The 20,253-nt window shown below is 68.6% G+C and carries 20 protein-coding genes; 4 read left to right on the top strand and 16 right to left on the bottom strand.

The features are described from left to right. Positions 1–5: 5 nt before the first annotated feature. Genes EV675_RS23415 through EV675_RS23395 form a run of 5 tightly spaced genes read right to left on the bottom strand, consistent with a single transcriptional unit; the run spans position 6 to position 6,145 of the window. On the bottom strand, positions 6–773 hold the full coding sequence (locus EV675_RS23415) for an SDR family NAD(P)-dependent oxidoreductase (protein ID WP_130360510.1): 768 nt from the start codon (positions 771–773) through the stop codon (positions 6–8). Continuing rightward, complete coding sequence (locus EV675_RS23410; protein ID WP_130360508.1) at positions 770–1,741, bottom strand: Bug family tripartite tricarboxylate transporter substrate binding protein; 972 nt, start codon at positions 1,739–1,741, stop codon at positions 770–772. Before EV675_RS23410 ends, EV675_RS23415 begins: the two co-directional genes overlap by 4 nt. Next, a complete protein-coding gene (locus tag EV675_RS23405; protein ID WP_130360506.1) occupies positions 1,738–3,105 on the bottom strand; it encodes an MmgE/PrpD family protein in 1,368 nt (455 codons plus the stop codon). Before EV675_RS23405 ends, EV675_RS23410 begins: the two co-directional genes overlap by 4 nt. Before the next feature lie 31 nt (positions 3,106–3,136). Next, entirely contained in the window at positions 3,137–4,525 is a 1,389-nt protein-coding gene (locus tag EV675_RS23400; RefSeq protein ID WP_130360504.1) for an MmgE/PrpD family protein, read from the bottom strand. An 18-nt stretch (positions 4,526–4,543) separates the two neighbouring features. After that, a complete protein-coding gene (locus tag EV675_RS23395) occupies positions 4,544–6,145 on the bottom strand; it encodes a rhodanese-like domain-containing protein (protein ID WP_130360502.1) in 1,602 nt (533 codons plus the stop codon). Positions 6,146–6,378: 233 nt separating this feature from the next. Between EV675_RS23395 and EV675_RS23390 the strand changes: the two genes are divergently transcribed. Further along, a complete protein-coding gene (locus tag EV675_RS23390) occupies positions 6,379–7,344 on the top strand; it encodes a tripartite tricarboxylate transporter substrate binding protein (protein WP_165404734.1) in 966 nt (321 codons plus the stop codon). 17 nt (positions 7,345–7,361) lie between these two features. On the opposite strand, the gene EV675_RS23385 is transcribed toward EV675_RS23390, so the two are convergent. Genes EV675_RS23385 through EV675_RS23370 form a run of 4 tightly spaced genes read right to left on the bottom strand, consistent with a single transcriptional unit; the run spans position 7,362 to position 11,371 of the window. Further along, on the bottom strand, positions 7,362–8,765 hold the full coding sequence (locus EV675_RS23385) for an FAD-binding oxidoreductase (protein ID WP_130360498.1): 1,404 nt from the start codon (positions 8,763–8,765) through the stop codon (positions 7,362–7,364). A 19-nt stretch (positions 8,766–8,784) separates the two neighbouring features. Beyond that, positions 8,785–9,549, bottom strand: coding sequence for an ABC transporter permease (locus tag EV675_RS23380; protein ID WP_130360496.1), 765 nt, complete (start codon positions 9,547–9,549; stop codon positions 8,785–8,787). 6 nt (positions 9,550–9,555) lie between these two features. Further along, entirely contained in the window at positions 9,556–10,362 is an 807-nt protein-coding gene (locus EV675_RS23375) for an ABC transporter ATP-binding protein (protein WP_242621576.1), read from the bottom strand. Beyond that, on the bottom strand, positions 10,355–11,371 hold the full coding sequence (locus EV675_RS23370; RefSeq protein WP_165404733.1) for an ABC transporter substrate-binding protein: 1,017 nt from the start codon (positions 11,369–11,371) through the stop codon (positions 10,355–10,357). The genes EV675_RS23375 and EV675_RS23370 overlap by 8 nt, the downstream gene beginning before the upstream one ends. Positions 11,372–11,660: 289 nt before the next feature. On the opposite strand from EV675_RS23370, the gene thiS reads away from it, so the two are divergent. Genes thiS through EV675_RS23355 form a run of 3 tightly spaced genes read left to right on the top strand, consistent with a single transcriptional unit; the run spans position 11,661 to position 13,474 of the window. Next, complete coding sequence (gene thiS / locus EV675_RS23365) at positions 11,661–11,861, top strand: sulfur carrier protein ThiS (protein ID WP_124690894.1); 201 nt, start codon at positions 11,661–11,663, stop codon at positions 11,859–11,861. 13 nt (positions 11,862–11,874) lie between these two features. Continuing rightward, positions 11,875–12,654, top strand: a complete 780-nt coding sequence (gene trmB / locus EV675_RS23360; protein ID WP_423213239.1) for a tRNA (guanosine(46)-N7)-methyltransferase TrmB — start codon at positions 11,875–11,877, stop codon at positions 12,652–12,654. A 34-nt stretch (positions 12,655–12,688) separates the two neighbouring features. Then, entirely contained in the window at positions 12,689–13,474 is a 786-nt protein-coding gene (locus tag EV675_RS23355; RefSeq protein WP_130360490.1) for a helix-turn-helix domain-containing protein, read from the top strand. Here EV675_RS23355 and EV675_RS23350 read toward each other — a convergent pair. The 7 genes from EV675_RS23350 to EV675_RS23320 all read right to left on the bottom strand — a co-directional run bounded on the left by EV675_RS23350 (position 13,411) and on the right by EV675_RS23320 (position 20,176). Continuing rightward, entirely contained in the window at positions 13,411–14,634 is a 1,224-nt protein-coding gene (locus EV675_RS23350) for a CaiB/BaiF CoA transferase family protein (RefSeq protein ID WP_130360488.1), read from the bottom strand. The two genes, EV675_RS23355 and EV675_RS23350, sit on opposite strands and share 64 nt — an antisense overlap. Before the next feature lie 137 nt (positions 14,635–14,771). Beyond that, positions 14,772–15,995, bottom strand: a complete 1,224-nt coding sequence (locus EV675_RS23345; protein ID WP_278044779.1) for an IscS subfamily cysteine desulfurase — start codon at positions 15,993–15,995, stop codon at positions 14,772–14,774. Between the two features lie 109 nt (positions 15,996–16,104). Further along, positions 16,105–16,647 carry a VOC family protein gene (locus EV675_RS23340; protein WP_130360486.1) on the bottom strand — a complete coding sequence of 181 codons (543 nt, stop codon included), beginning with the start codon at positions 16,645–16,647 and terminating at the stop codon, positions 16,105–16,107. Between the two features lie 25 nt (positions 16,648–16,672). Further along, entirely contained in the window at positions 16,673–17,254 is a 582-nt protein-coding gene (locus EV675_RS23335) for an amino acid synthesis family protein (RefSeq protein ID WP_130360484.1), read from the bottom strand. A gap of 15 nt (positions 17,255–17,269) precedes the next feature. Then, the gene (locus tag EV675_RS23330) at positions 17,270–18,262 is read right to left on the bottom strand and encodes a zinc-dependent alcohol dehydrogenase family protein (protein WP_130360482.1); all 993 of its coding nucleotides are present in this window, start codon (positions 18,260–18,262) and stop codon (positions 17,270–17,272) included. 35 nt (positions 18,263–18,297) lie between these two features. Then, positions 18,298–19,266: a tripartite tricarboxylate transporter substrate binding protein gene (locus EV675_RS23325; RefSeq protein ID WP_242621574.1), complete on the bottom strand. Its 969-nt coding sequence runs from the start codon at positions 19,264–19,266 to the stop codon at positions 18,298–18,300. 67 nt (positions 19,267–19,333) lie between these two features. Beyond that, positions 19,334–20,176: a fumarylacetoacetate hydrolase family protein gene (locus tag EV675_RS23320; protein ID WP_130360480.1), complete on the bottom strand. Its 843-nt coding sequence runs from the start codon at positions 20,174–20,176 to the stop codon at positions 19,334–19,336. Positions 20,177–20,253: the final 77 nt, after the last annotated feature.

Here is a 20,253-nt window from a genome sequence, read left to right as displayed (position 1 = left end):
TCTGGCTATACGGTGGCGGTTCCTCCGCCATCCACGGGTAAGGTGATGCCGGTAATGAAGGCAGCCGCCGGGCTGGCCAGGAACAGCACCGCATCGGCGACGTCCCGGGGCTCGCCCAGGCGCCCCACGGGCGGCAGCTTCTTCGAGGCGGCCGAGCCGACCAGGGCATTGCCCTGGACGATTTCCTGGTGGCGCGGGGTATCGATGGGTCCGGGCGCGATGGCATTGATCCGCACACCGCGCGGCCCGTAGATATCGGCCACGCCCTTGGTCAGGACATTCACCGCGGCGTTCGCGCAGCAGCCGGGCAGATGCGCCGGCGTCGGCTGGCGGCCGCCGCGGCCGCTGATGTTGACGATGGCGCCGGCGCCGCGCCCGGCCATCCCCGGCAGGACGGCGCGCATGGTCCGCATGTAGCCCAACAGCTTGGCCTGCAGCACCGTGTCCCAGTCCTCGTCGTCCAGTTCGAGGAAATCGCCGAAGACCGGCGCGGCGCTGCAATTGACGAGCAGGTCGATGCGGCCGCACCGATCTTCGATTTCGCGCGCGGCAGCGTCGACCTGACCACCCGACGCCAGGTCCAGCGCGATCGCGCCCCGCGACCAGGTTCCATCCGCACTCCGGACGGGCCAGCGCCCTTCCACGCTGCGGGACGACACGACCACCCGGGCCCCGGCTTCGGCCAGCGCGCCGGCAATCGTCTGCCCCAGGGACCCGGCGCCGCCGACCACCCAGGCGACGGCATCCTGCATGGGCCGGTTCGACGTGCTCATTCCGCCACCACGCCGGCCGTCTTGATCACCTTGCCCCACTTGACGGCATCGGTCTTGATCAGCGCGGCGAACTGCTCGGGCGTGTCCGGCGCGGCATCCAGGCCGAGTTCCGTCAGACGCTTGCGGATGGCGGCGTCCTGCAGCGTCTGCACCAGCGCCGCGTGAAGCTTGTCGATCACCGCGCGCGGCGTGGCGGCCGGGGCCAGCATCCCGTACCAGGTATTGATCTCGAAGCCGGGCAGTCCCGACTCGCTGGCGGTGGGCAGGTCGGGAAACAAGGGATGGCGCTCTTCGGAACAGACCGCCAGCGCACTCAGCTTGCCCGACTGGATGTAGGGCACCGCGGCCGGAATGGTCTGGAACACCAGTTGTGTTTCGCCCGCCAACACGGAGTTGAGCGCCTGGCCGCCGCTTTTGTAGGGCACGTGCGTCATCTTCACGCCCGCCATCGTCTCGAACAGGACGGCGGAGATGTGGTTGAAGCTGCCGATGCCCGCGCTGGCGTAGTTCACCTGGCCCGGCCGGGCCTTCAGGTAATCGATCAGTTCCCTGACCGATTTCGCCTTGATCGACGAATGCACCACCAGCAGGTTGGCGCTGGTGACCAGGCGCGCGATAGGCGCGAAATCGGCGATCGGGTCGAACGGGAGCTTGGCGTAGATGGCGCCGTTCATCGACTGCGTGCCCATGGAGCCAAGGAACAGCGTGTAGCCGTCCGGATCGGCGCGCGCGACGTTCGCCGCCGCGATGTTGCCCCCGGCGCCGGGCCGGTTGTCGATGATGATGGGCTGTCCCAGCCGGGTGCCGAGCTGTTCGCCCAGCACGCGTCCCAGGATGTCGACGGTGCCGCCCGGCGCGAACGGGATCACGATGCGTATCGGCTTGGACGGATAGGCATCCGCCGACCAGGCCGGCCCCGCGGCCACCGCCAGCGCGATGGCCACCACTCCCTGCAATCCGTGTTTCATGGTCTCTCCTCCACCCCTATGGCCAAAACCGACCAAAGCTCCTCAAGCGTCTCGCTGGCGTCCAGGCGCCACAGCATCTCGAGCGCGCGGCGGGCGCTTGCCTCGTCCATATGACGGCCGGCCAGGCGAAGAAACTTCTCCTCGACCTCGGCATCGTCCATGGGATTGGCGGCATGGCCGCGGGGATAATCGACCGTCGCGACGTGGCGTGTGCCGCCATGCGTCACGATCTCCAGGCGACAGGGGACGAAGGCCGGAAAGCGCGCGCTCAGGTCCGGGTCTTCCTCGACCGTCAATCTGGCCGCCAGCGCGTGGATGCGCTCGTCCGCCAGCCGCTCGGGCTCGAAGACTGCGTCGCTGAAATCGCCGTCGATCAGGGCCGCCGAGATCATGTAGGGCAGGCTGTGATCGGCGGTCTCGCGCGTGGTGGGCCGCCACTTCTCGGGCTCGTGGCCGACCTCGCTCCAGGCGAAATGGTAGGTGTGCAGAGTGATCCGCGCGATGTCGGCATGGGGCACCTGGCGCGCCAGTTCGAGCGCCGCCGTGATCGGCGATTGCGCATGGAATTCGGCCAGGAAGCGCTTGAGGTGCGCCTGGCCGATGCGAAAGTCCGCGCCGCGCGCGGCCAGATCAGGCAGCTCGAAGCTGCCGACCAGTTCGCGCAAGCCGTGCGCGCCTTCTATGGCCCGTTCCGGGCCGGTCAGCCCCTCGCGCGCGAGCAGGGCCGCGAACAATCCGTTGCGCGCCGCATTGCCGGCCGCGCAGCCCTTCCATTCGGACAAGGCCCCGCGGCGGGTGGCTTCCAGCGCGAGGTTGGGGGTCACGGCCAGCGTGATCGCCTGCGCGGTCCGCGCCGCGTCCAGGCCCATGACGTTGCAGGCGCCGGCGGCACCGGCTACCGCCGTATAGAAGACGTGGTCGAGACCGCGCTCGCGCATGTTGACCGCGCGAAACAGGGCCGCGTACACCTCATAGGCCGCCACGATGGCCGTGATGGTGGCGCGGCCGTCGGCGCGGACTTCCTGGGCAACGGCCAGTACCGCCGCCATGACGTCGCTCGGGTGGCCGCCACCGCCGGGAAAGGTGTCGTTCCCGTCCAGGTAGCGGATCATGACGCCGTTGGCGAAAGCCGCCAGCTCGGGCAGCGTGCGCCCGGCCGTTCCCAGCACCGGGGCGCCGTCCGGCAATTCCACGCGAGCGGCCAGCTTGCGCGCGATACGCGAAGGCGGTGCGTCGAACGCGGCCACGCCGCAGCCCAGCGCATCGATGAGACGGCGCTTGCACTCGTGCGCCACGCTCGCGTCCAGATGCTCGAAGCGCAGTCCGGCGGCGAAATCCGCCAGGCGGGAAATGCTGGTGTCCATCGATTCTTGTCCTGGCTATGGTCCTGGGGTGTCACGACACGCCGGCGAAGAACGCCGACATGTCGTCGACGTCCTCGATGCGGCGAACGCGCTCGATCAGCGTCTTCCTCGCGGCGGGCGTCAAGGCGTCGCCGCCGTAGCCGAAGCAGGCATCGATCTTCGCGGCCAACTCCTCGCCGCTGGGCGGCGCTTCCGCGCTCCACGGGAACTCGCGCACCGTCCGCGACAGCCTGCCGTGCCGGGTCTGCATGGAGACCGTGGCGGGCGCGCGGGCGCTTTTGTTGTCCTCGTCGACCACGACCGCTATGCGTTCCGTGATGGCGCGGATCGCCGGGTCCAGCACCGCGGCCTCCTGGATGTCGTCGATGGCGACGCGGCGGCGCAGCAGCGCGCTGGCCAGCGCGTAGCGAACGCTGAACTGCGCCGTCACCTGCGGGTTGCCCGAGGGGTCGAACGGCGCCCCGACCAACCGGTGCATCAACGGCGAATGCACGACCTCGATCGCGCTGACGTCCTCCGGTTTCAGGTCGTGCTCCCGGATCAGGGCGAACGCGGCGTCGAGCGCGGCATGGCTGCAGGCGCAGGTCGGGTACTTCTTGAGATTGGTCTGCTCCAGCGCGAAGGACAGGCCCAGGCCATCGAGCACCTTGAGCGGGTTGCCTTCCTGGTACAGCTGGAACAAGCCAAACCGGCCTTCGAAGGCCTCGCGCGGCGCGGTCACGCCGCGCGAGGCCAGCAGGGCCGAGAACACCCCGGCCCGCGCCGCGAAAGCCGATTGCAGCCGCTTGGTCAGGGCCTGCTCGATATTGGCCTGCTGGGTGCCCGCGGCCTGGCTCAGCGCGATACCGAAGGCATGGGCGACGGCCGCCTCGTCCAGCCTCAGCAGGCGGGCGGCCGCGGCCGTCGCGCCGAACACGCCGTAGATCGAGGTGGTGAACCAGCCCCGGTGCTGCCCGGTGATCGAGCCGCCCAGCCGCGAGGCCAGATCGGCGCCCAACGCGTAGGCGACCAGGAATTCCCGGCCGCTCGCGCGCTGGCGTTCGGCCACCGCCAGGGCCGCCGGCAGCACACAGACATCCGCGTGGACGGTGTTCACCGCGTCGTAATCGAGCGCCGCGCCGAACAGGCTGTTCAGGAACGCCGCCGAGGCGGCGGGCAGCTTGCCGCCATAGCCCCATACCGTGGCCTCGGCCGTCCCGCCATCGGCCGCAACCAACCCATGCGCCTCGGGCGCGCCCGGCGCATCTCGACCCGCCCAGGCACAGGCCAGGGTATCCAGCATCAATCGCCTGGACGCCTCGACGGTGGTGGGCGGCAGCGCGGCATGGCGCAGCCCGGCGACGTGCGCGGCAATGCGCTGCGACACCGAGCGCGCGTCGGCGCCCGCCTCGTTTTGCACGATTGCGGAGTTCTGGCTCATGCGGATTCCTTTGCGGTCCTATTCAGCGGTGGGATAGCGGCGAAACCCGGCATCGTCGTCGCGTCCGATCTGCGTCATCAGATCGACTTCCCAGGTCAGGTAGTCCTTCATCGCCTGGTCACGGTTCCCGGTGCGGTCATGCACCTTTACCCAGACGTCGTCCGTGTCGTCGGTCAGCCGCGTCTCGCCCTCTTCCATGGGATGGCCCGCCGCGCGCCAGGCCTGGGTGCCGCCCGCCAGCACGCGGACGTCGCCACCCGTGATGGCGGCGATTTCAGGCGCGGCCAGCGTGGCCAGGACGCCGTCGGCCGAGGTCACGACGATGCAGTCACCCGCGGGCAGCCGGGCAAGGTTGCGTGCGAGGTTGGCGCGGATGCCGTGCCAGGCCCCTGGAATGTGGCCTTCCCGATAACGCGGCTTGGAGTCGAGGTCGAGGACGCTCGCCCCTTCGATGCACAACGCCGCGAGCGCCTGGGGGGAAATCCTCTCGCAATGGACGTCGTCCAGTCCCAGGACCTCGGCCGCCGGCGGTTCGCTCACCCATTCGCCGTACGCCAGGGCATCGCTCAGGACGTAGACTTCGTCCCAGCCCATCTGCATCAGCCACGAGGCGGTCATCGTCGCGCGCACGCCGTGGTCGTCGATCAGCACCAGGCGGGCATTGCGCACCGCCACATAGGTATCGGTGGTCTGCACGAGCTGGCCGCCGGGCGCCGAGACGCTGCCCCGCAGGTGGCGGCTCGCGTATTCTTCCGGACTGCGCACGTCGAGCAGGTAGACGGTGCGCGTGCCGGCTTCGCGCCGGAACGCGTCCAGGCCGGCGGCGTCCAGGAAGCGGACGCCGAAGCGCCGGGCGACGCGCCGCGCCGATTCCCGCGCCTTGCGCAAGCCCGGTTCGGTCGGCGGCGGCGCCGTCCTGTCCTTGCCGTTGTCCACCGGAAAACCGGCCAGGTGCCATCCCATCGTGCCGTTCTTCAGTGCGACCACGCGGTTGGGAATGCCGGCGTTGCGCAGCGACTGCGCACCGATGATGCTGCGCGTGCGCCCGCCGCAGTTCACGATCACCAGTGTGGAATCCGACTTCACCAGATCATGAATGCGATAGGCCAGTTCCGCGCCCGGACAGTCGATGGCGCCGGGAATGCTGACCTTGCGGTATTCGGCCAGCGGCCGGCTGTCGAGGATGACCATGTCGTCGCCGCAGTCGATGCGCGCCTTGACGTCGGCGGCTTCCATGCGGGGAGTTTCGTCATGCAGCTCGACGTACTCGCCGAAGGCCTTGCTGGGCACATTCACGCCCGTATACACCTCGTACCCGGCATCGATCCACGCTTGCAGGCCGCCTTCGAGCACCGAGACATCGCCGTAGCCGTGCCTGGCAAGCGTGGCCGCCGCGCGTTCGGACAGGCCCTCGCCACCGTCGGTCACCACGATGCGCGTCGAACGGCGCGGCACCAGCACGGGCACGCGGATCTCGAGCTGGGACAACGGCACCGGGGCGGCCAGGAACATATGCCCCTTGGCGAACACGCCTTCTTCCCGGACATCGAGCAACGCGATTTCGCCGCCGTCGTGGAGCATGCGCTTCAGGGTTGCCGCATCGACGACGCCTTGAATCATGGACCGCTCCTCGTGAAGGCGGGGAATACCCTCGGGCGCGATGCTCGTGGAGCGATCAGGCACCCTCTGGCTGCGTAATGTACGGTTCAACTCCCGCGCATGTCAATTTTTTAGAAAAGCGTTCCAATATTTGGAAATAATGATTGCGCCGCGAAGTTTCCGAAAGTAGCCTAGGCGACGCGATGCCTCGACACTCCATACGACGATCCATAATCCAATCCAAGGGGATAACCATGAAAGCGATTGCCGTCGTAGCTGCCGTACTGGGATTTGCCGCCGCCGTCCCCGCCTGTGCGGCGGGCTATCCGGACAAGCCGATAAAGATGCTCGTCGGCTTTCTGCCCGGAGGAGGCACCGACGTCACCGCCCGCCTGCTGGCGACCAAGCTGTCCGAGAAACTCGGGCAGTCCGTCATCGTCGAGAACCGGCCCGGAGCGGGCGGGATGATCGCGACGGCCGCGGTCGCGCGTTCGGCGCCCGACGGCTACACCATGCTGATGGCATCGGCCGCCGATGCCGCGCAGCATCTGATGCACAAGGATCTGTCGTACGACCTGTTGAAGGATTTCGCGCCGGTCTCGCTGGTCGTCACCGTGCCGTTCGCGCTCGCCGCCAAGCCGACCCTGCCTGTCAATGACGTGGCCGAGCTGGTCGAGCTGGCACGCGCCCACCCCGGCGAACTGCGCTACGCGTCGTCCGGCATGGGCAGCGCGGCGCACCTGTCGAATGAGTTGTTCAACACCATGGCCAAGGTCCGCATCGTGCACATTCCGTACAAGGGTGTCGCGGAAGGGGTCACGGCGGTCGCGTCCAACCAGATCGACATGGTGTTCGCCAGCTTCCCGTCAGTCATGGCGCTGGCCGCCGCCAGGAAGGTGAAGCTGCTGGCGGTCAGCACGCCCTACCGCACCGCCGTGATGCCCGACCTGCCTACCGTGGCGGAATCCGGCCTGCCGGGATACGCGCGCTACGGCTGGTACGGGGTCGTGATGCCCAGGAACGTCCCGTCCGACGTCGTCGACCGCATGAACGCCGCCATCGTCTCGGTGGTCGGCGCGCCGGACGTCCGGGAGGCGTTCATCAAGCAGGGACTGGAGCCCAAGAGCACGACGCGCCAGGAGTTCGCGGGTTTCCTGAAAGACGAAGTCGAACAGGCGACGGAACTGGCCCGCGCGTCGGGACTGGAGGCCGCCCGCTAAGGCACGCGGGCGCGCGGCTAGTCGCTCCCCGCGATCACCTTGCCGGGATTCATGATCCCCAGCGGATCCACCGCGGCCTTGATCGTGCGCATCAGCGCGATCTCGGCAGCGGAGCGGCAATAGTGCAGGAACGGCCGCTTGTGCAAGCCGACGCCATGCTCGGCGGCGATGGAACCACCCCGCGCCTGTACGCAACCGTAGACCATTTCCTCGATCTCGCGCACCGGCAGCGGCCGGTCGTCCACCTGCACGATGAAGTGGACGTTGCCGTCGCCGGCATGGCCGAAGGCAATGTTGCGCAGGGACGGCCAACGCGCGCGCAGCTGCGCGCGGCAGGTCTCGACGAAGTCGCCGATCTGTCCGGTGGGCACGCTGATGTCGAACCCCACGCGTGGTCCGAGCGCGGGCAGGAAGTCGCTGCCGGATTCGCGCAGTTCCCAGAAGGCCTGGGTGTCGCGCAACGATTGCGCCAGCGCGGCGTCCTCGACCAATCCTTCTTCGACGGCCGCCTCGATCAGGGCGGTGAACTGGTCGGCGTCCTTCTCCGGTTCGAAGCCCGAGGACTCGACCAGCAGGTAGAGCCCGTGGCCCGTGGCCAAGGGTGCCGCGCCGCGTCCCTGGCGGGCAGCGTGTGCCAGCGCCAGCTCGTAGAACTCGGGCCACATCAGTTCGAACGCCGACAGCGCCGGGCCCAGCCGCGTGCGCGCCAGGCGCAGCAGGCGGCTGGCGGCGGCATAATCGGCCAGCGCGCACAGCGCGGTGTTCTGGCTGGCAGGCCGGGGCGCCAGGCGCAGCACCAGGCGGGTGATGACACCCAGCGTACCCTCGCTGCCGATGAAGAGCTGCTTCAGATCGAAGCCGGCATTGTTCTTCTGCATCCGATTCAGCGAGGACACGACGGTGCCGTCGGGCAGCACCGCCTCCAGCCCCAGGACCAGGTCGCGCATCATGCCGTAGCGCAGCACCCGGTTGCCGCCGGCGTTGGTCGCGGCGTTGCCGCCTATGCTGCAGGAACCGCGCGCGCCGATGTCCAGCGGGAACATCCAGCCGGCCGCGTCGGCCGCCTCCTGCACGCGCTGTAGGGGCGTGCCCGCCAGCACGGTCAGGGTGCCGGCCTCGGCATCGGTTTCCTCGATGCCCTGCATGCGCTGCAATGACACCAGCACGCCGCCGCGCACCGGCGTGGCGCCGCCGGACAGCCCCGTCAAGCCGCCCTGCGGCACGACGGGCACGCGCAGCCGGGAACAGCAGGCCAGCAGGCGCGAGACCTCGTCGGTGGTGCGGGGCAGGACCAGGGCCAGGGGCTCGTCGCCGGGCCCGGCCGCCACCACCCAGTCACGCAGATGGCGCTCGGGGATGTCGGCCGCGGCGCGGACCACGTCGTCGCCCAGCGCCGCCCGCAGTTCGTCCAGCGCCCACATCAGTGACGACGTCCGGACATCAGATGGCGACCTTGTTGGCGGACTCGTGCCAGGGAATCATCACCTTGCGCAGCGAACCGACGGCGAAATACAGCGAGAACCCGATGGCCGCCAGCAGCAGCACCACCGCGAACAGCGTGTCGACCTCGAGCTCCTGCAGCTTGATGGTGGCCAGGTAGCCCAGGCCGCGCGTGCCGGCCACGAACTCGCCCACCACCGCGCCGATGATGGCCAGCACGATGGCCATTTCCATCCCGGTCAGGATGTAGGGCAGCGAGCTGGGAATGACCAGCAGGCGAAAGCGCCGGGACTGCCTGGAGCGGCCCACGGTGAACACCTCGGACAGCCCGCGGTCCACCGACTTCGCGCCCAGGTAGCTATTGGCGAACACGGGGAAGAAGGCCAGCACCGCCGAGACGATGATCTTGGACTCCAGCCCGAAGCCGAACCACAGGATGAACAGCGGGATCAGCGCAACCTTGGGCGTGACCTGCAGGGCGATCACGAAGGGCTTGAACACGGTGTCGAGGATGGCGACGCGGCCCAGGAGCTGTCCGATGATGGTGCCGAACACGATGGCGAACAGGAAGCCGCCGAGGCACTCGGTCAGCGTGATGCCGAGGTGGTAGTAGGTGTCGGTGGAACCGAGCAGCCGGAACAGGGCCACCACCACCAGCTCGGGCGCCGGCAGCACCAGCGGCGAGACGTCGAAGAAATGCACGTATCCCTTCCAGATCAGGAAGAAGGCCACGACGGCGGATACTTGTAGCGCGAGTCGTTTCATGTCGGGTCAGAGCTCCAGCTTTTTCCGGATGTCGCTGCACAGCTTGCCGAACTCGGGCGAGCCCAGGGCTTCCGTGCGCGGACGCGGCAGGTCGATCTTGAATTCGGCCACCACGCGGCCGGGGCGGGCCGACATCACGATCACGCGGTCGGCCAGGTGCACGGCTTCGCTGATCGAATGGGTGATCAGCAGCGCGGCGAACCCCTGCTCGGTCCAGATGCGTTCGGTATCGGCGGTGATCTGCTCGCGCGTGAGCGCGTCCAGCGCGCCGAACGGCTCGTCCAGCAGCAGCAGTTCGGGATCGGTGAACAGCGCGCGCGCCACCGAGGCGCGCTGCTTCATGCCGCCCGACAGTTCGGCCGGACGGCGCTTCTCGAATCCGGTCAGGCCGACCAGCTTGCACAGCGCCAGCGCGCGGTCGATGTCGGCGGCCGAGGCCCGGCCCTGCATGAGCCGCGGCAGCATGATGTTCTGCTCGATGCTGAGCCACGGCAGCAGGCGGTGGTCCTGGAACGCCACGCCCATGCGCGGCGCCTGGCCCTCGCGGCCCCAGTCGATCCGGCCCTCGGTCGGCTCTTCCAGGCCGCACAGGATGCGCAGCAGGGTCGACTTGCCGCAGCCCGAGGGCCCGACGATGGCGACGAACTCGCCCGCCCCGATGGATTGGCGGATGCCTTCCAGGGCCTGGACCGTGCCCGACTTGGTGTCGAAGCGCTTGGATACGCCATCCACGCGGACCACCGGCCCGCGGCTGGCGTTCAGCGCGTGCACGTTACCGGCCGGCGGCACCATGCGTACGGTGTTGTCAGCCATTGGCGGCCTCCCAGATGTCGTTGGTGTACAGCGGCTTGGTGGTCGGCTGCTTGAGCAGGCCGGCCTGGCGCAGCAGCGACTCGCCCTCGGTCCACTGCGCCTCGTTGCAGCGCAGGACCTGCTTGGGGTTCGCGGCCGCCCACAGCTCGCGGTTGGCGCGCATGTCGGCCAGCGCGATCGGCGTGTTGTCCGATCCGGGAATGTCGTACTTGCCGCGCATCAGCGCCACGGCCTTCTGCAGCGCCGCGTCGTCCATCGCGATCAGTTCCCGGGCCGAGCGATAGGCCGCGCGCAGGAAGGCCACGTAGGCGTCCTTGTTGGCGGCCAGTTCGGCTTCCTCGGCCACGTAGACCTGCCCCGGCACGCCGTCATCCATCTGCATGGTGGAAACGGGGAAGTTCTGGGCGGTCAGCCGGATGGCCGAGCTGGCATTGCCCAGGAAGCCTTGCACGCGCTTGGACTGGATCATGCCGAAGGAAGCGGCGGAGTCGGCCACCCGTTCACGGCGCACGGACTTGGGATCGATCTTGGCACGCATCAGCATCAGGTCCAGCGTGGCTTCCATCGAACCGCCGGCCGACTGCACGCCGATGACCTTGCCCGCCAGGTCCTGCGGCGTGTTGATCGGGGCGTCCTTGGACGAGATCACCGCGAACGGCGAGCGCTGGGCGATGGTGGCGATGGCGATGACCGGAGCATTGCTGTTGACGCGCGCCATCATGTAGTTGGCGCCGCCGGTGCGGCCGGTCTGCACCTGCTTGGCCGCGGTCAGCTGGACGACCTGGGCGGCGCCGCGTCCGGCCTCGACCTTCAGGTCCAGGCCTTCCTTGGCGAAGTAGCCGGCCACCGACGCATACAGCACCGGCGAGAAGGCCAGCGAGAACGAGGACGGCGTCAGGAAGGTCAGCTTGCCCTTGCCCTGGGCGTGCACCACGGACACCAGGCCCGGCAGCGGCAACAGCGTGGCGGCAGCGGCAGCCGCGCTGCCGAGGAATTCACGACGTTTCATGAAAGGACTCCAGTTGTGGCCACCGGCGATCGCGGCGGCCTGGCCTGGCGCGGGAGGCATCCCGCCGGCGGATGAGTGGGAGAAAACCGGAAGGTCCGGTTTGTACCATAGATAAAACGATGATTTATATATGGCATGAATACATAGTAGGTCACACTTGGAAACCGGTCTATGGGGTAAACCCGAATTCAATCAGTCGCATGAATGGTTGCCGGCGGCCCGCAATCCGTTACCGACCTGACGCGGAGCTTGCCGCACCACCGGCTCCAGACCGACTAAAATCCCGGCCATGAATATCGTATTGAACGGGGAACCGCGCACCATCGAGGCAGCCTCCTCGGTGGCCGATCTGATCCAGGCGCTGGGCTACGCGGGCAAGCGCGTCGCCATCGAGCGCAACGGCGAGATCGTCCCGCGCAGCGCGCACCAGCACACCCTCATCGCCAATGGCGACCGGCTCGAAATCGTCGTCGCCGTCGGCGGAGGCTAGGATCACGATGAACATGACCACTCCTTCTCCCGCCCTGCCCATTCCGGCCGCCGAGCCGGCCCTGGCCGGCGGCGAACTGCCCAAGGCCGCGCGGCCGGGCACCCACATCCGCAGCTTCGTCCACCGCCGCGGCCACATCACGCTCAGCCAGAAAGAAGCGCTCGAGACCCTGACCGACACCTGGTCCCTGCCCTACACGGACCGGCACATCTCGTTTGCCCAGGTGTTCGGCCGCGAGGCGCCCACGGTGCTGGAAATCGGCTTCGGCATGGGCGAGACCACCGAGAAGATCGCGCTGGCCCAGCCCGAGCGCAACTTCCTGGGCGTGGAGGTGTTCAATGCCGGCGTGGGCGCCATGCTCCGGCGCATCGAGGACTCCGGGCTGCGCAACGTGCGCATCGTCCAGCACGATGCGGTGGAAGTCATGCGCGACATGATTCCGCCGGCCTCGCTGGCGGGCGTGCACATCTACTTTCCCGACCCGTGGCCCAAGAAGCGGCACCACAAGCGGCGCCTGATCCAGCCCGCCTTCATCGAGCTGCTGGCCACCCGCCTGGCGCCGGGCGCCTACCTGCATTGCGCGACCGACTGGCAGCCGTATGCGGAACAGATGCTGGAAGTGCTGAGCGGCGAACCGCAGTTGTGCAATACCTGCGAAGGCTACGCCGAACGCCCGGCCTGGCGGCCCCAGACCAAATTCGAGACCCGCGGCCTGCGGCTGGGCCACGGCGTCTGGGACCTGATCTTCGAACGCCCGCCCGCCTCGCGCTATTCCCCCCGGGCCGATGCCTGACCACCACGCCCGGACCTGACGGCGAACGGCGGCGATGATACGGTCCATTTCCCGGGGACTGGCGGTCTTGCGCGCGATGAACGCGCGCATGCATTCCACGCTGGCGGACCTGCATCGGGATACGGGCCTGCCCAAACCCACCGTCTTCCGCATCCTGGAAACGCTGCGGGACGAAGGCTACGTACGCGAGGTCGATGCCCGTGGCAGCTATCAATTGACCGGCAAGGTCCGCGACCTGAGCGACGGCTGCTCGGAACGGCTGCTGATCGTGGACGCGGCCATTCCCTGCATGATCCGGGCCACGCGCCGGATCAAGTGGCCGCTGGGCCTGTCGACGCTGGACGGCGACCGCATGGCCGTGCGCTACAGCACCATGCCCTACAGCCCCCTGGCCTACCTGCCCACCACGTACGGACGCCGCCATCCGATGACGCAATCGTCGGTCGGGCTGGCCTACCTGGCCTTCTGTTCCGAGCCCGAACGGCGCTTCCTGCTGCCCGAGGGCGCGTCGGCCGAACTCCAGGCCATCCTGGACACGACGCGGACCCGCGGCTACGCGGTCCGGCAACCGACCGCGGAGTGGGAAAGCGCGACCTGCGCCGTGCCGGTGGCCGAGGACGGCGAACTGCTGGCCGTGCTGAGCATGACCACCTTCGGCTCCACGATGACCCGGGACTTCCTGGACCGCCACATTCCCATCCTGCAGCAGACCGCCGCGGAGATCCTGGCCGCCCATGCGCCGCTGCGGCACGCGGATCAGGCCGACGAAGGCCCCAGCGCGCCGCTGCCGGCCAGCGCCTCGATCTCTTCCGGCGAATAGCCCGCCTCGGCCAGGATCTCGGCGCCGTGCTCGCCCAGCTTGGGCGCCGGCCGGGGCGGTGCGTCGTCCCGGCCGCTCATACGGGTAGGGTCGGCCAGGTCCCACATCTTTCCTTCGGTGGGATGCTCGACCTCGCGCAGCAGGCCCGAGGCCACGATCTGCGGATCCGTGCGCAGGCTGTCCAGCGTGTTGTAGGGCATGGCCGGGATGTCCGCTTCCTTCAGCAGCGCCAGCCATTCGGCCGTCGTGCGGCGGGCGATCGCCTCGGCCCGGATGCCGAAGTACTCGCGGCTGTGGGCGGCGCGGGCCTGCTTGGTGCTGAAACGCGGATCGGTCTGCATCTCGGGATGTCCCATCACGCGCATCAGCGCGAATGCCTGGGCATCGGTGTTGGTCGTCAGGCAGACGTAGCCGTCGGCCGTCTTGACCGGGCTGGCCTGCGGATCGATCAGGCGCAGGTCGCCGGGCGGCGACAGCGGCGGCTCGAAGGTCGCACCGTACAGATGCTCGCTCAGCATCAGGGCCGCCATGTTCTCGAACATGGGCACTTCCACGCACTGGCCCGCGCCGGTGCGCTCGCGCTGGAACAGCGCCATCATGACGGCATTGAGCGCCATCAGGCCCACGGTGCGGTCGGCCACGACGTAGGGCACGTAGCGCGGCTGGCCGGTCGCCATCTCGGACAACGCGGCCACGCCGGCGCCGCCCTGGATGATCGAGTCGTAGGCGGGCGTGTCGCGGTACGGCCCCGGGCCGAAGCCGACCATCGCGCAATACACCAGCCGGGGGTTCGCACGCGCCACGCTGTCGTAGTCCAGCCCCAGGCGTTCCACCGCCTGCGGCCGCATGTTGATCAGCAGTACGTCGGCGCGCGCGACCAGCCGCATCACGGCCTCGCGGCCCCGCGGCTGCTTCAGGTCCAGCACGATGCTGCGCTTGCCGCGGTTCAGGTGCATGAACTTGCCCGACATGCCGGGCGTGGGGGAAGGCCCGGCGATCCAGCGGATGACGTCGCCGTCGGCCGCCTCGACCTTGATCACGTCGGCGCCGTGGTCGGCCATGATCTTGGCGGCGTAGGGCCCGACCACCGCCGAGGTGAGGTCGAGGACGCGGATGCCGGACAGGGCGCGCCGGGCGCCGGAAGCGGGATGATCGGACATGAAGGGCAAGGCCGCGCTGCGCGGCGGGAAATCACGGACCCCCGCAGCATAGCCCCGCCGGCCTTGGGCGCACCGGGGTTTCTTGGCCTATTTCGGCAGGCGAAATGGCAGCCGCGCCGCCAGCCCGTTCCTGCAGCCTAGTGGGCGGCCCACTGGATGGTGCTCAGGTCCACGCCGTCCTGGTACATCTCCCAGAGCGGGCTGAGCTCGCGCAGCTTGGCGACCTTGCCCTTGATCAGGTCGACGACGAAATCGACTTCCTGCTCGGTGGTGAAGCGGCCCAGCGTGAAGCGGATGGAACTGTGCGCCAGTTCGTCGCTGCGGCCCAGGGCGCGCAGCACGAAGGAAGGCTCCAGCGACGCCGAGGTGCAGGCCGACCCCGACGACACGGCGACGTCCTTGATCGCCATGATGAGCGACTCGCCTTCGACGAAGTTGAAGCTCATGTTGAGGTTGTGCGGCACGCGGTGTTCGAGGCTGCCGTTCACGTAGACCTCCTTCATCTCGGACAGGCCGGCCAGCAGCCGGTCGCGCAGCTTGCCGACGCGCGCCGACTCCAGCTGCATTTCCAGTTTGGCCAGGCGGAAGGCCTCGCCCATGCCGACGATCTGGTGCGTGGCCAGCGTGCCCGAGCGCATGCCGCGCTCGTGGCCGCCGCCGTGCATCTGCGCCTCGATCCGCACGCGCGGCTTGCGCCGCACGTACAGGGCGCCTATGCCTTTGGGACCGTAGAGCTTGTGCGCGGTCACCGTCAGCAGGTCGACCGGGAAGGACTGGACGTCGATGGGCACCTTGCCCGCGCCCTGCACCGCATCGCAGTGATACAGCACGCCGCGCTCGCGACAGAGCTTGCCGATGGCTTGCACGTCCTGGATCACGCCGATCTCGTTGTTGACCAGCATGACCGAGACCAGGATGGTGTCCGGGCGGATGGCGGCCTCCAGGCGCTCGAGCGGCAGCAGGCCGTCCTCGTCCACGTCCAGGTAGGTGGCCTCGAAGCCCTGGCGCTCGAGTTCGCGGAAGGTGTCCAGGACTGCCTTGTGCTCGGTCTTGACGGTAATGATGTGTTTGCCGCGCTCGGCGTAGAAATTCGCCGCGCCCTTGATGGCGAGGTTGTTGCCTTCGGTGGCGCCCGAGGTCCAGACGATCTCGCGCGGGTCGGCGTTCAGCAGCGCCGCGACGTGGCCGCGCGCGGTCTCGACCGCTTCCTCGGCCTCCCAGCCGTAGGCGTGGCTGCGCGAGGCGGGATTGCCGAACTTCTCGTACAGATAGGGCACCATGGCGTCGACGACGCGCGGATCGACCGGCGTGGTGGCGCTGTAGTCCATGTAGACGGGAAGGCGCATGGGGGCTTGGGGCATGTTTCGCTCCTGGAACGTGCGGTATTGCGGATGGCCGCCATAGTAGCCTGCCCCTCCTTCCCATAAGGTAATACCCCGGCTGGCAGCATTGACACCCGTGGCCGGCGCGCTAGCCGAGCGAGGCGACGAAGCGCCGCTCCCATTCCTCGCGCGGCATGAAGGTCGGGTCCTGCCGGCACAGCCGTTCGGTCTGCTCCAGCAGTACGGCATCGGGCAGGTCCAGGTCGAGCGGATCGCCATGCGGCTGGGCCACGTGGTAGGGAGTATCCATATAGACCTCGACGGTATTGCCCTCGATGTCCGAAAAATAGATGGACAGCGCGTTGCCGTGGTTCAGGCCGCGCATGCCGGTCGCGCCTTCGGCCAGCGCGTCGCGGTGGATGCGGCGCAGGTCGTCGATGGCCTGCACCTTGAACGACATCTGCATCACGGTGCTGAACGTGGCGTCCGCGGGCCGGCCCGAAGCCAGCACCAACTGATGGTGCTGCTCGGGCCGCGCGCTCAGGAAGACCAGGGTGTTGCGAAAGGTGGAGCCCTGGCCCCGGTCGGTCTCCTTCAGGCCGAACACCCGCGTGTAGAAGGCCACCATGCGCTCCACGTCATGCACGTAGATGCCGAAATGGGACAAGCTGGGCAATGCCGATACCGCCATGGGTTTCTCCCTTATCCGTCTATCGTCAGCGCAGGCCGTCCCGGCCCTGTACGTCCCGGGCCGCCAGCCCGCCCAGCCGCGCATGGACGCGCCCTCCCGTGGCCATCGCCAGGCCGAACAGGATCTCGTCGCGCCGCGGCGCATCCCACAGGGTCATCTCCGCCACGCCGAAATGGCTGCGCACGAATGCGGCCTGGGTATGGCCCAGCGGGATCATCAGCCGCGTCCCCGCGTGGCCTATGGTCTTGGCGGCCGGCACGATGGCCTTGCGCTCGCCCAGCACTTCGCGCATGGCCCAGCCCCCCGCCTCGTGCCAGACGGCGCCATGTTCCAGTTCGCCATCCTCGCCCACGATCGCGCCCTTGCCATAGGCCTCCACGCTCGCGGCCCCGCCCAGCGCATCGGCCAACTGGCGCGACAGATCGCGCCCCAGTTCGCGCAGCGCCTGCATGAAGGGCAGCAGGTCGGGTTCGTAGCGGCCGGCGTAGGGATTGGCGACCACGGCCAGCGCCGTGCCCACCCGCAGCGGCGTCGCCGCCGCGGGGCCGCGTTCGTGCAGGATGGTCTCGATGGACAACTGGGTCTTGCGAATGGCGACGAGCGACATGAGGATTCCTAGGTGTCAGGGGATGAGGATGATCTTGCCCATGGTTGCGCCGGCGTCGAGAATGCGATGGGCATCCCGGACGGCGTCCAGCGGCATGCGGGTGGCCGCGGGCGGCGTGATGCGCCCTTCGGCCATCAGGCCAATCAGGCGTTCGGTGGCCGTGCGGCGCGTGGCGCGGTCGTGGTCGAAGCTGTGGATGGAGAAGCAGCGCACGGCCAGGCTGCGGCCCACCAGCTTGCGCAGTTCTCCGAAGATCTCCGGCTGCGGCGGCCCGCCCACGATGTTGTAGGACACGGCCATGCCGAACGGGGCCAGCGCGTGCAGGCAGTCCACCAGGATGCCCGCGCCGATGTGATCCAGGGCCAGGTCCACGCCCGCGCCGCCGGTCAGCGCCATGACGCGTTCCGGGATGGACTCGCGCAGGCGATCGATCACGTGCGTGGCCCCCATCGCGGCGGCGAAAGCCGCCTTCTCGGCGGAACTGACCACCCCGATGACTTCGCTGCCCTGCAGCCGGGCCAGCTGGATCACCGTCGACGCCACGCCGCCGGCGGCGCCGGTCAACAGGACGCGGCGCGCCTGCACGCCCGGATTGCAGCGATTCAGCAGCGCATCGGCCATCAGGAAATTGGGCAGGCTGAGCGCGGCCTCGAAGGAGATGGCCGCCGGCAGGTCGAACGGCGCATCGGCCGGCACGCAGATCGCCTCGGCATAGCAGCCGCCGCGCTGGACCAGTTCCCGCGCGCTGACCAGCACGCGTCGGCCGGCCAGTTCCGGCGCGACGCCTTCGCCCACCGCGTCGATCACGCCGGCCATCTCGCCTCCCGGCGTCGCCGGCAGCGGCGGCATCCATTTATAGGTGCCGTTGCGCATCAACACGTCGGGCCGGCCCACGCCTATGGCGCGCGCCGCAACGCGGACCTGGCCCGGCCCGGGCACGGGCGCCGGCACGTTGGCGATGACGAGCGCGTCGGGCCCGCCAGGCTGGTGGATCTGTACGAGTTTCACGGTTCCATGCCTTGGAGTCTGGGAGTGGGCGCAGTTTAGAGCCGGGGTATGTTCTTGTCCCTGGCCACGGCCAGGTAGCGGTCGATCTCGCCGGCGATGCGGCGCTTCATCGCATCCGGAGAACTCGGCGCGATCGCGCCGCCCATCTGTTCCAGCCGGGACTGCACCTCGGGCGCCGCCAACGCCTTGCGCAACTCGGCGTTCAGGCGGTCCACCACGGCGGCCGGCGTCCTGGCCGGCGCGGCCAGTCCCGCCCACGAACTGACGTCGAAACCCGTGAAGCCCGACTCGTCCAGCGTGGGCACGTCCTTCAGGCCGCCCCAGCGCTCGCGGCTGCTGACGGCCAGCACGCGTATGGTTCCGGCCTTGAGCTGCGGGACGGCCACGGTGGCCGTGTCGATGACGAAATCCACTTCTGCGCCCAGCATGCCGGTCAGCGCCGCCGCACCACCGCGATAGGGCACGTGCAACAGCGGCACGCCCGCCTGCGCGGCCAGCAGTTCGCCCGTCAGGTGCTGGGTCGTGCCCACGCCGGCCGATCCGTACGTGACGCCGCCGCTGCGCCGCTTCATCGCTTGCAGCAGATCGCCCATGTTCCGGTAGGGCGCATCGCGCTTGACCATGATGAAGAACGGAAAATCCATCACGGTCGAGATCATCGAGAAATCGTTGACCGGATCGAAACCCAGCTTGTCGCTCAGCGCGCCGGCCACGCTGTGGCCGCCCATGAGCATGACCAGCGTATGGCCATCGGGCGCCGCCTTGGCCACCGCCTGCGATGCGATGTTGCCGCCCGCGCCCGTGCGAGGCTCGATCACGACGGGTACCCCAAGGTTTCTGGACATCTCCTGGCCCACCACTCTGGAAATGATGTCGGCGTTGCCGCCCGCCGCGTAGCCATGCACGATGCGCACGGCCTGCCCCGGCTGCGGGAAATCGCTGGCGTGCGCGATCCCCGCGGCGGCCAGGCAAACGCCCGCCGCCGCCAATCTCCACATGCGCATGATGTCTCCTCCTGGTTCTTGTAGGGATGGATCGGGCGCCGGCTGCGCGGACGGCGCCCCGGGTGCGCTACTCGTCCATGACCGGGTTCACCAGTTCTCCGATCTGGGTCACTTCGATGCGCACGCTGTCTCCCTGCTTGAGCAGCAGCGGCGGCGTGCGCTTGAAGCCGATGCCGCTGGGCGTGCCGGTGGCCAGGATGTCGCCCGGGTTCCACGGCAGCGCCTGCGAGACGTAGGCGATCAGATGGGGAATATCGAAGGCGAGCTCGTCAAGCCGGCCTTCCTGGACCTGTTCGCCGTTCACGTAGGTGCGCAGCTCCAGCTTGCGGTAGTCGGCGATCTCGTCGGCCGTCACCATCCAGGGGCCGAGCGGCCCGCTGGCGGCGAAGTTCTTGCCCATGCCGTATTGGTGGGTGTGGAACTGCCAGTCGCGCACCGAAGCGTCGTTGAAGATGGTGTAGCCCGCGACATGGGACATAGCGTCGCCAGGAGCGATATGCCGCCCGCCCTTGCCGATCACCACGGCCAGTTCGCCCTCGTAGTCGAACTGCTCCGACACGCGGGGCCGCAGGAGCGGCTGTCCGGCGCCGATCAGGGTGTCGGCGAACCGGTGAAAGATGACCGGATGCCTGCCCACCGTGCGGCCGGCCTCGGCGGCATGGGCCACGTAGTTGATGCCCACGCAGATGATCTTGCTGGGCTCGGGGATGACGGGCATCAGCCGGACCTCGGTCAGCGGAAAATCCGCCGCCAGCCGGGCCGACAGCGCCCGGGCCTCGTCCTGCATGCCGCGCGCCAGCAGCGTGCGCAGGTCGGGGGCATCCAGCCGGCCCCCCAGCTCCACGATGCCGCCATCCTTGGCGACGCCGTAGCCGGCACGGCCATTCCTGAGAAAAGAAACGAGTCGCATGCGCCCTCCTTTTTATGCACATTTTTATTTATTGTGCATAAAACTTGGTTTGTGCGCAACATCCGTTTCTGGCATAG

Source organism: Pigmentiphaga kullae (assembly GCF_004216695.1).
GTDB lineage: Bacteria > Pseudomonadota > Gammaproteobacteria > Burkholderiales > Burkholderiaceae_B > Pigmentiphaga > Pigmentiphaga kullae.
Note: the sequence above shows the minus strand (reverse complement) of the source record. Positions and strands in the feature narration are given on the sequence as shown.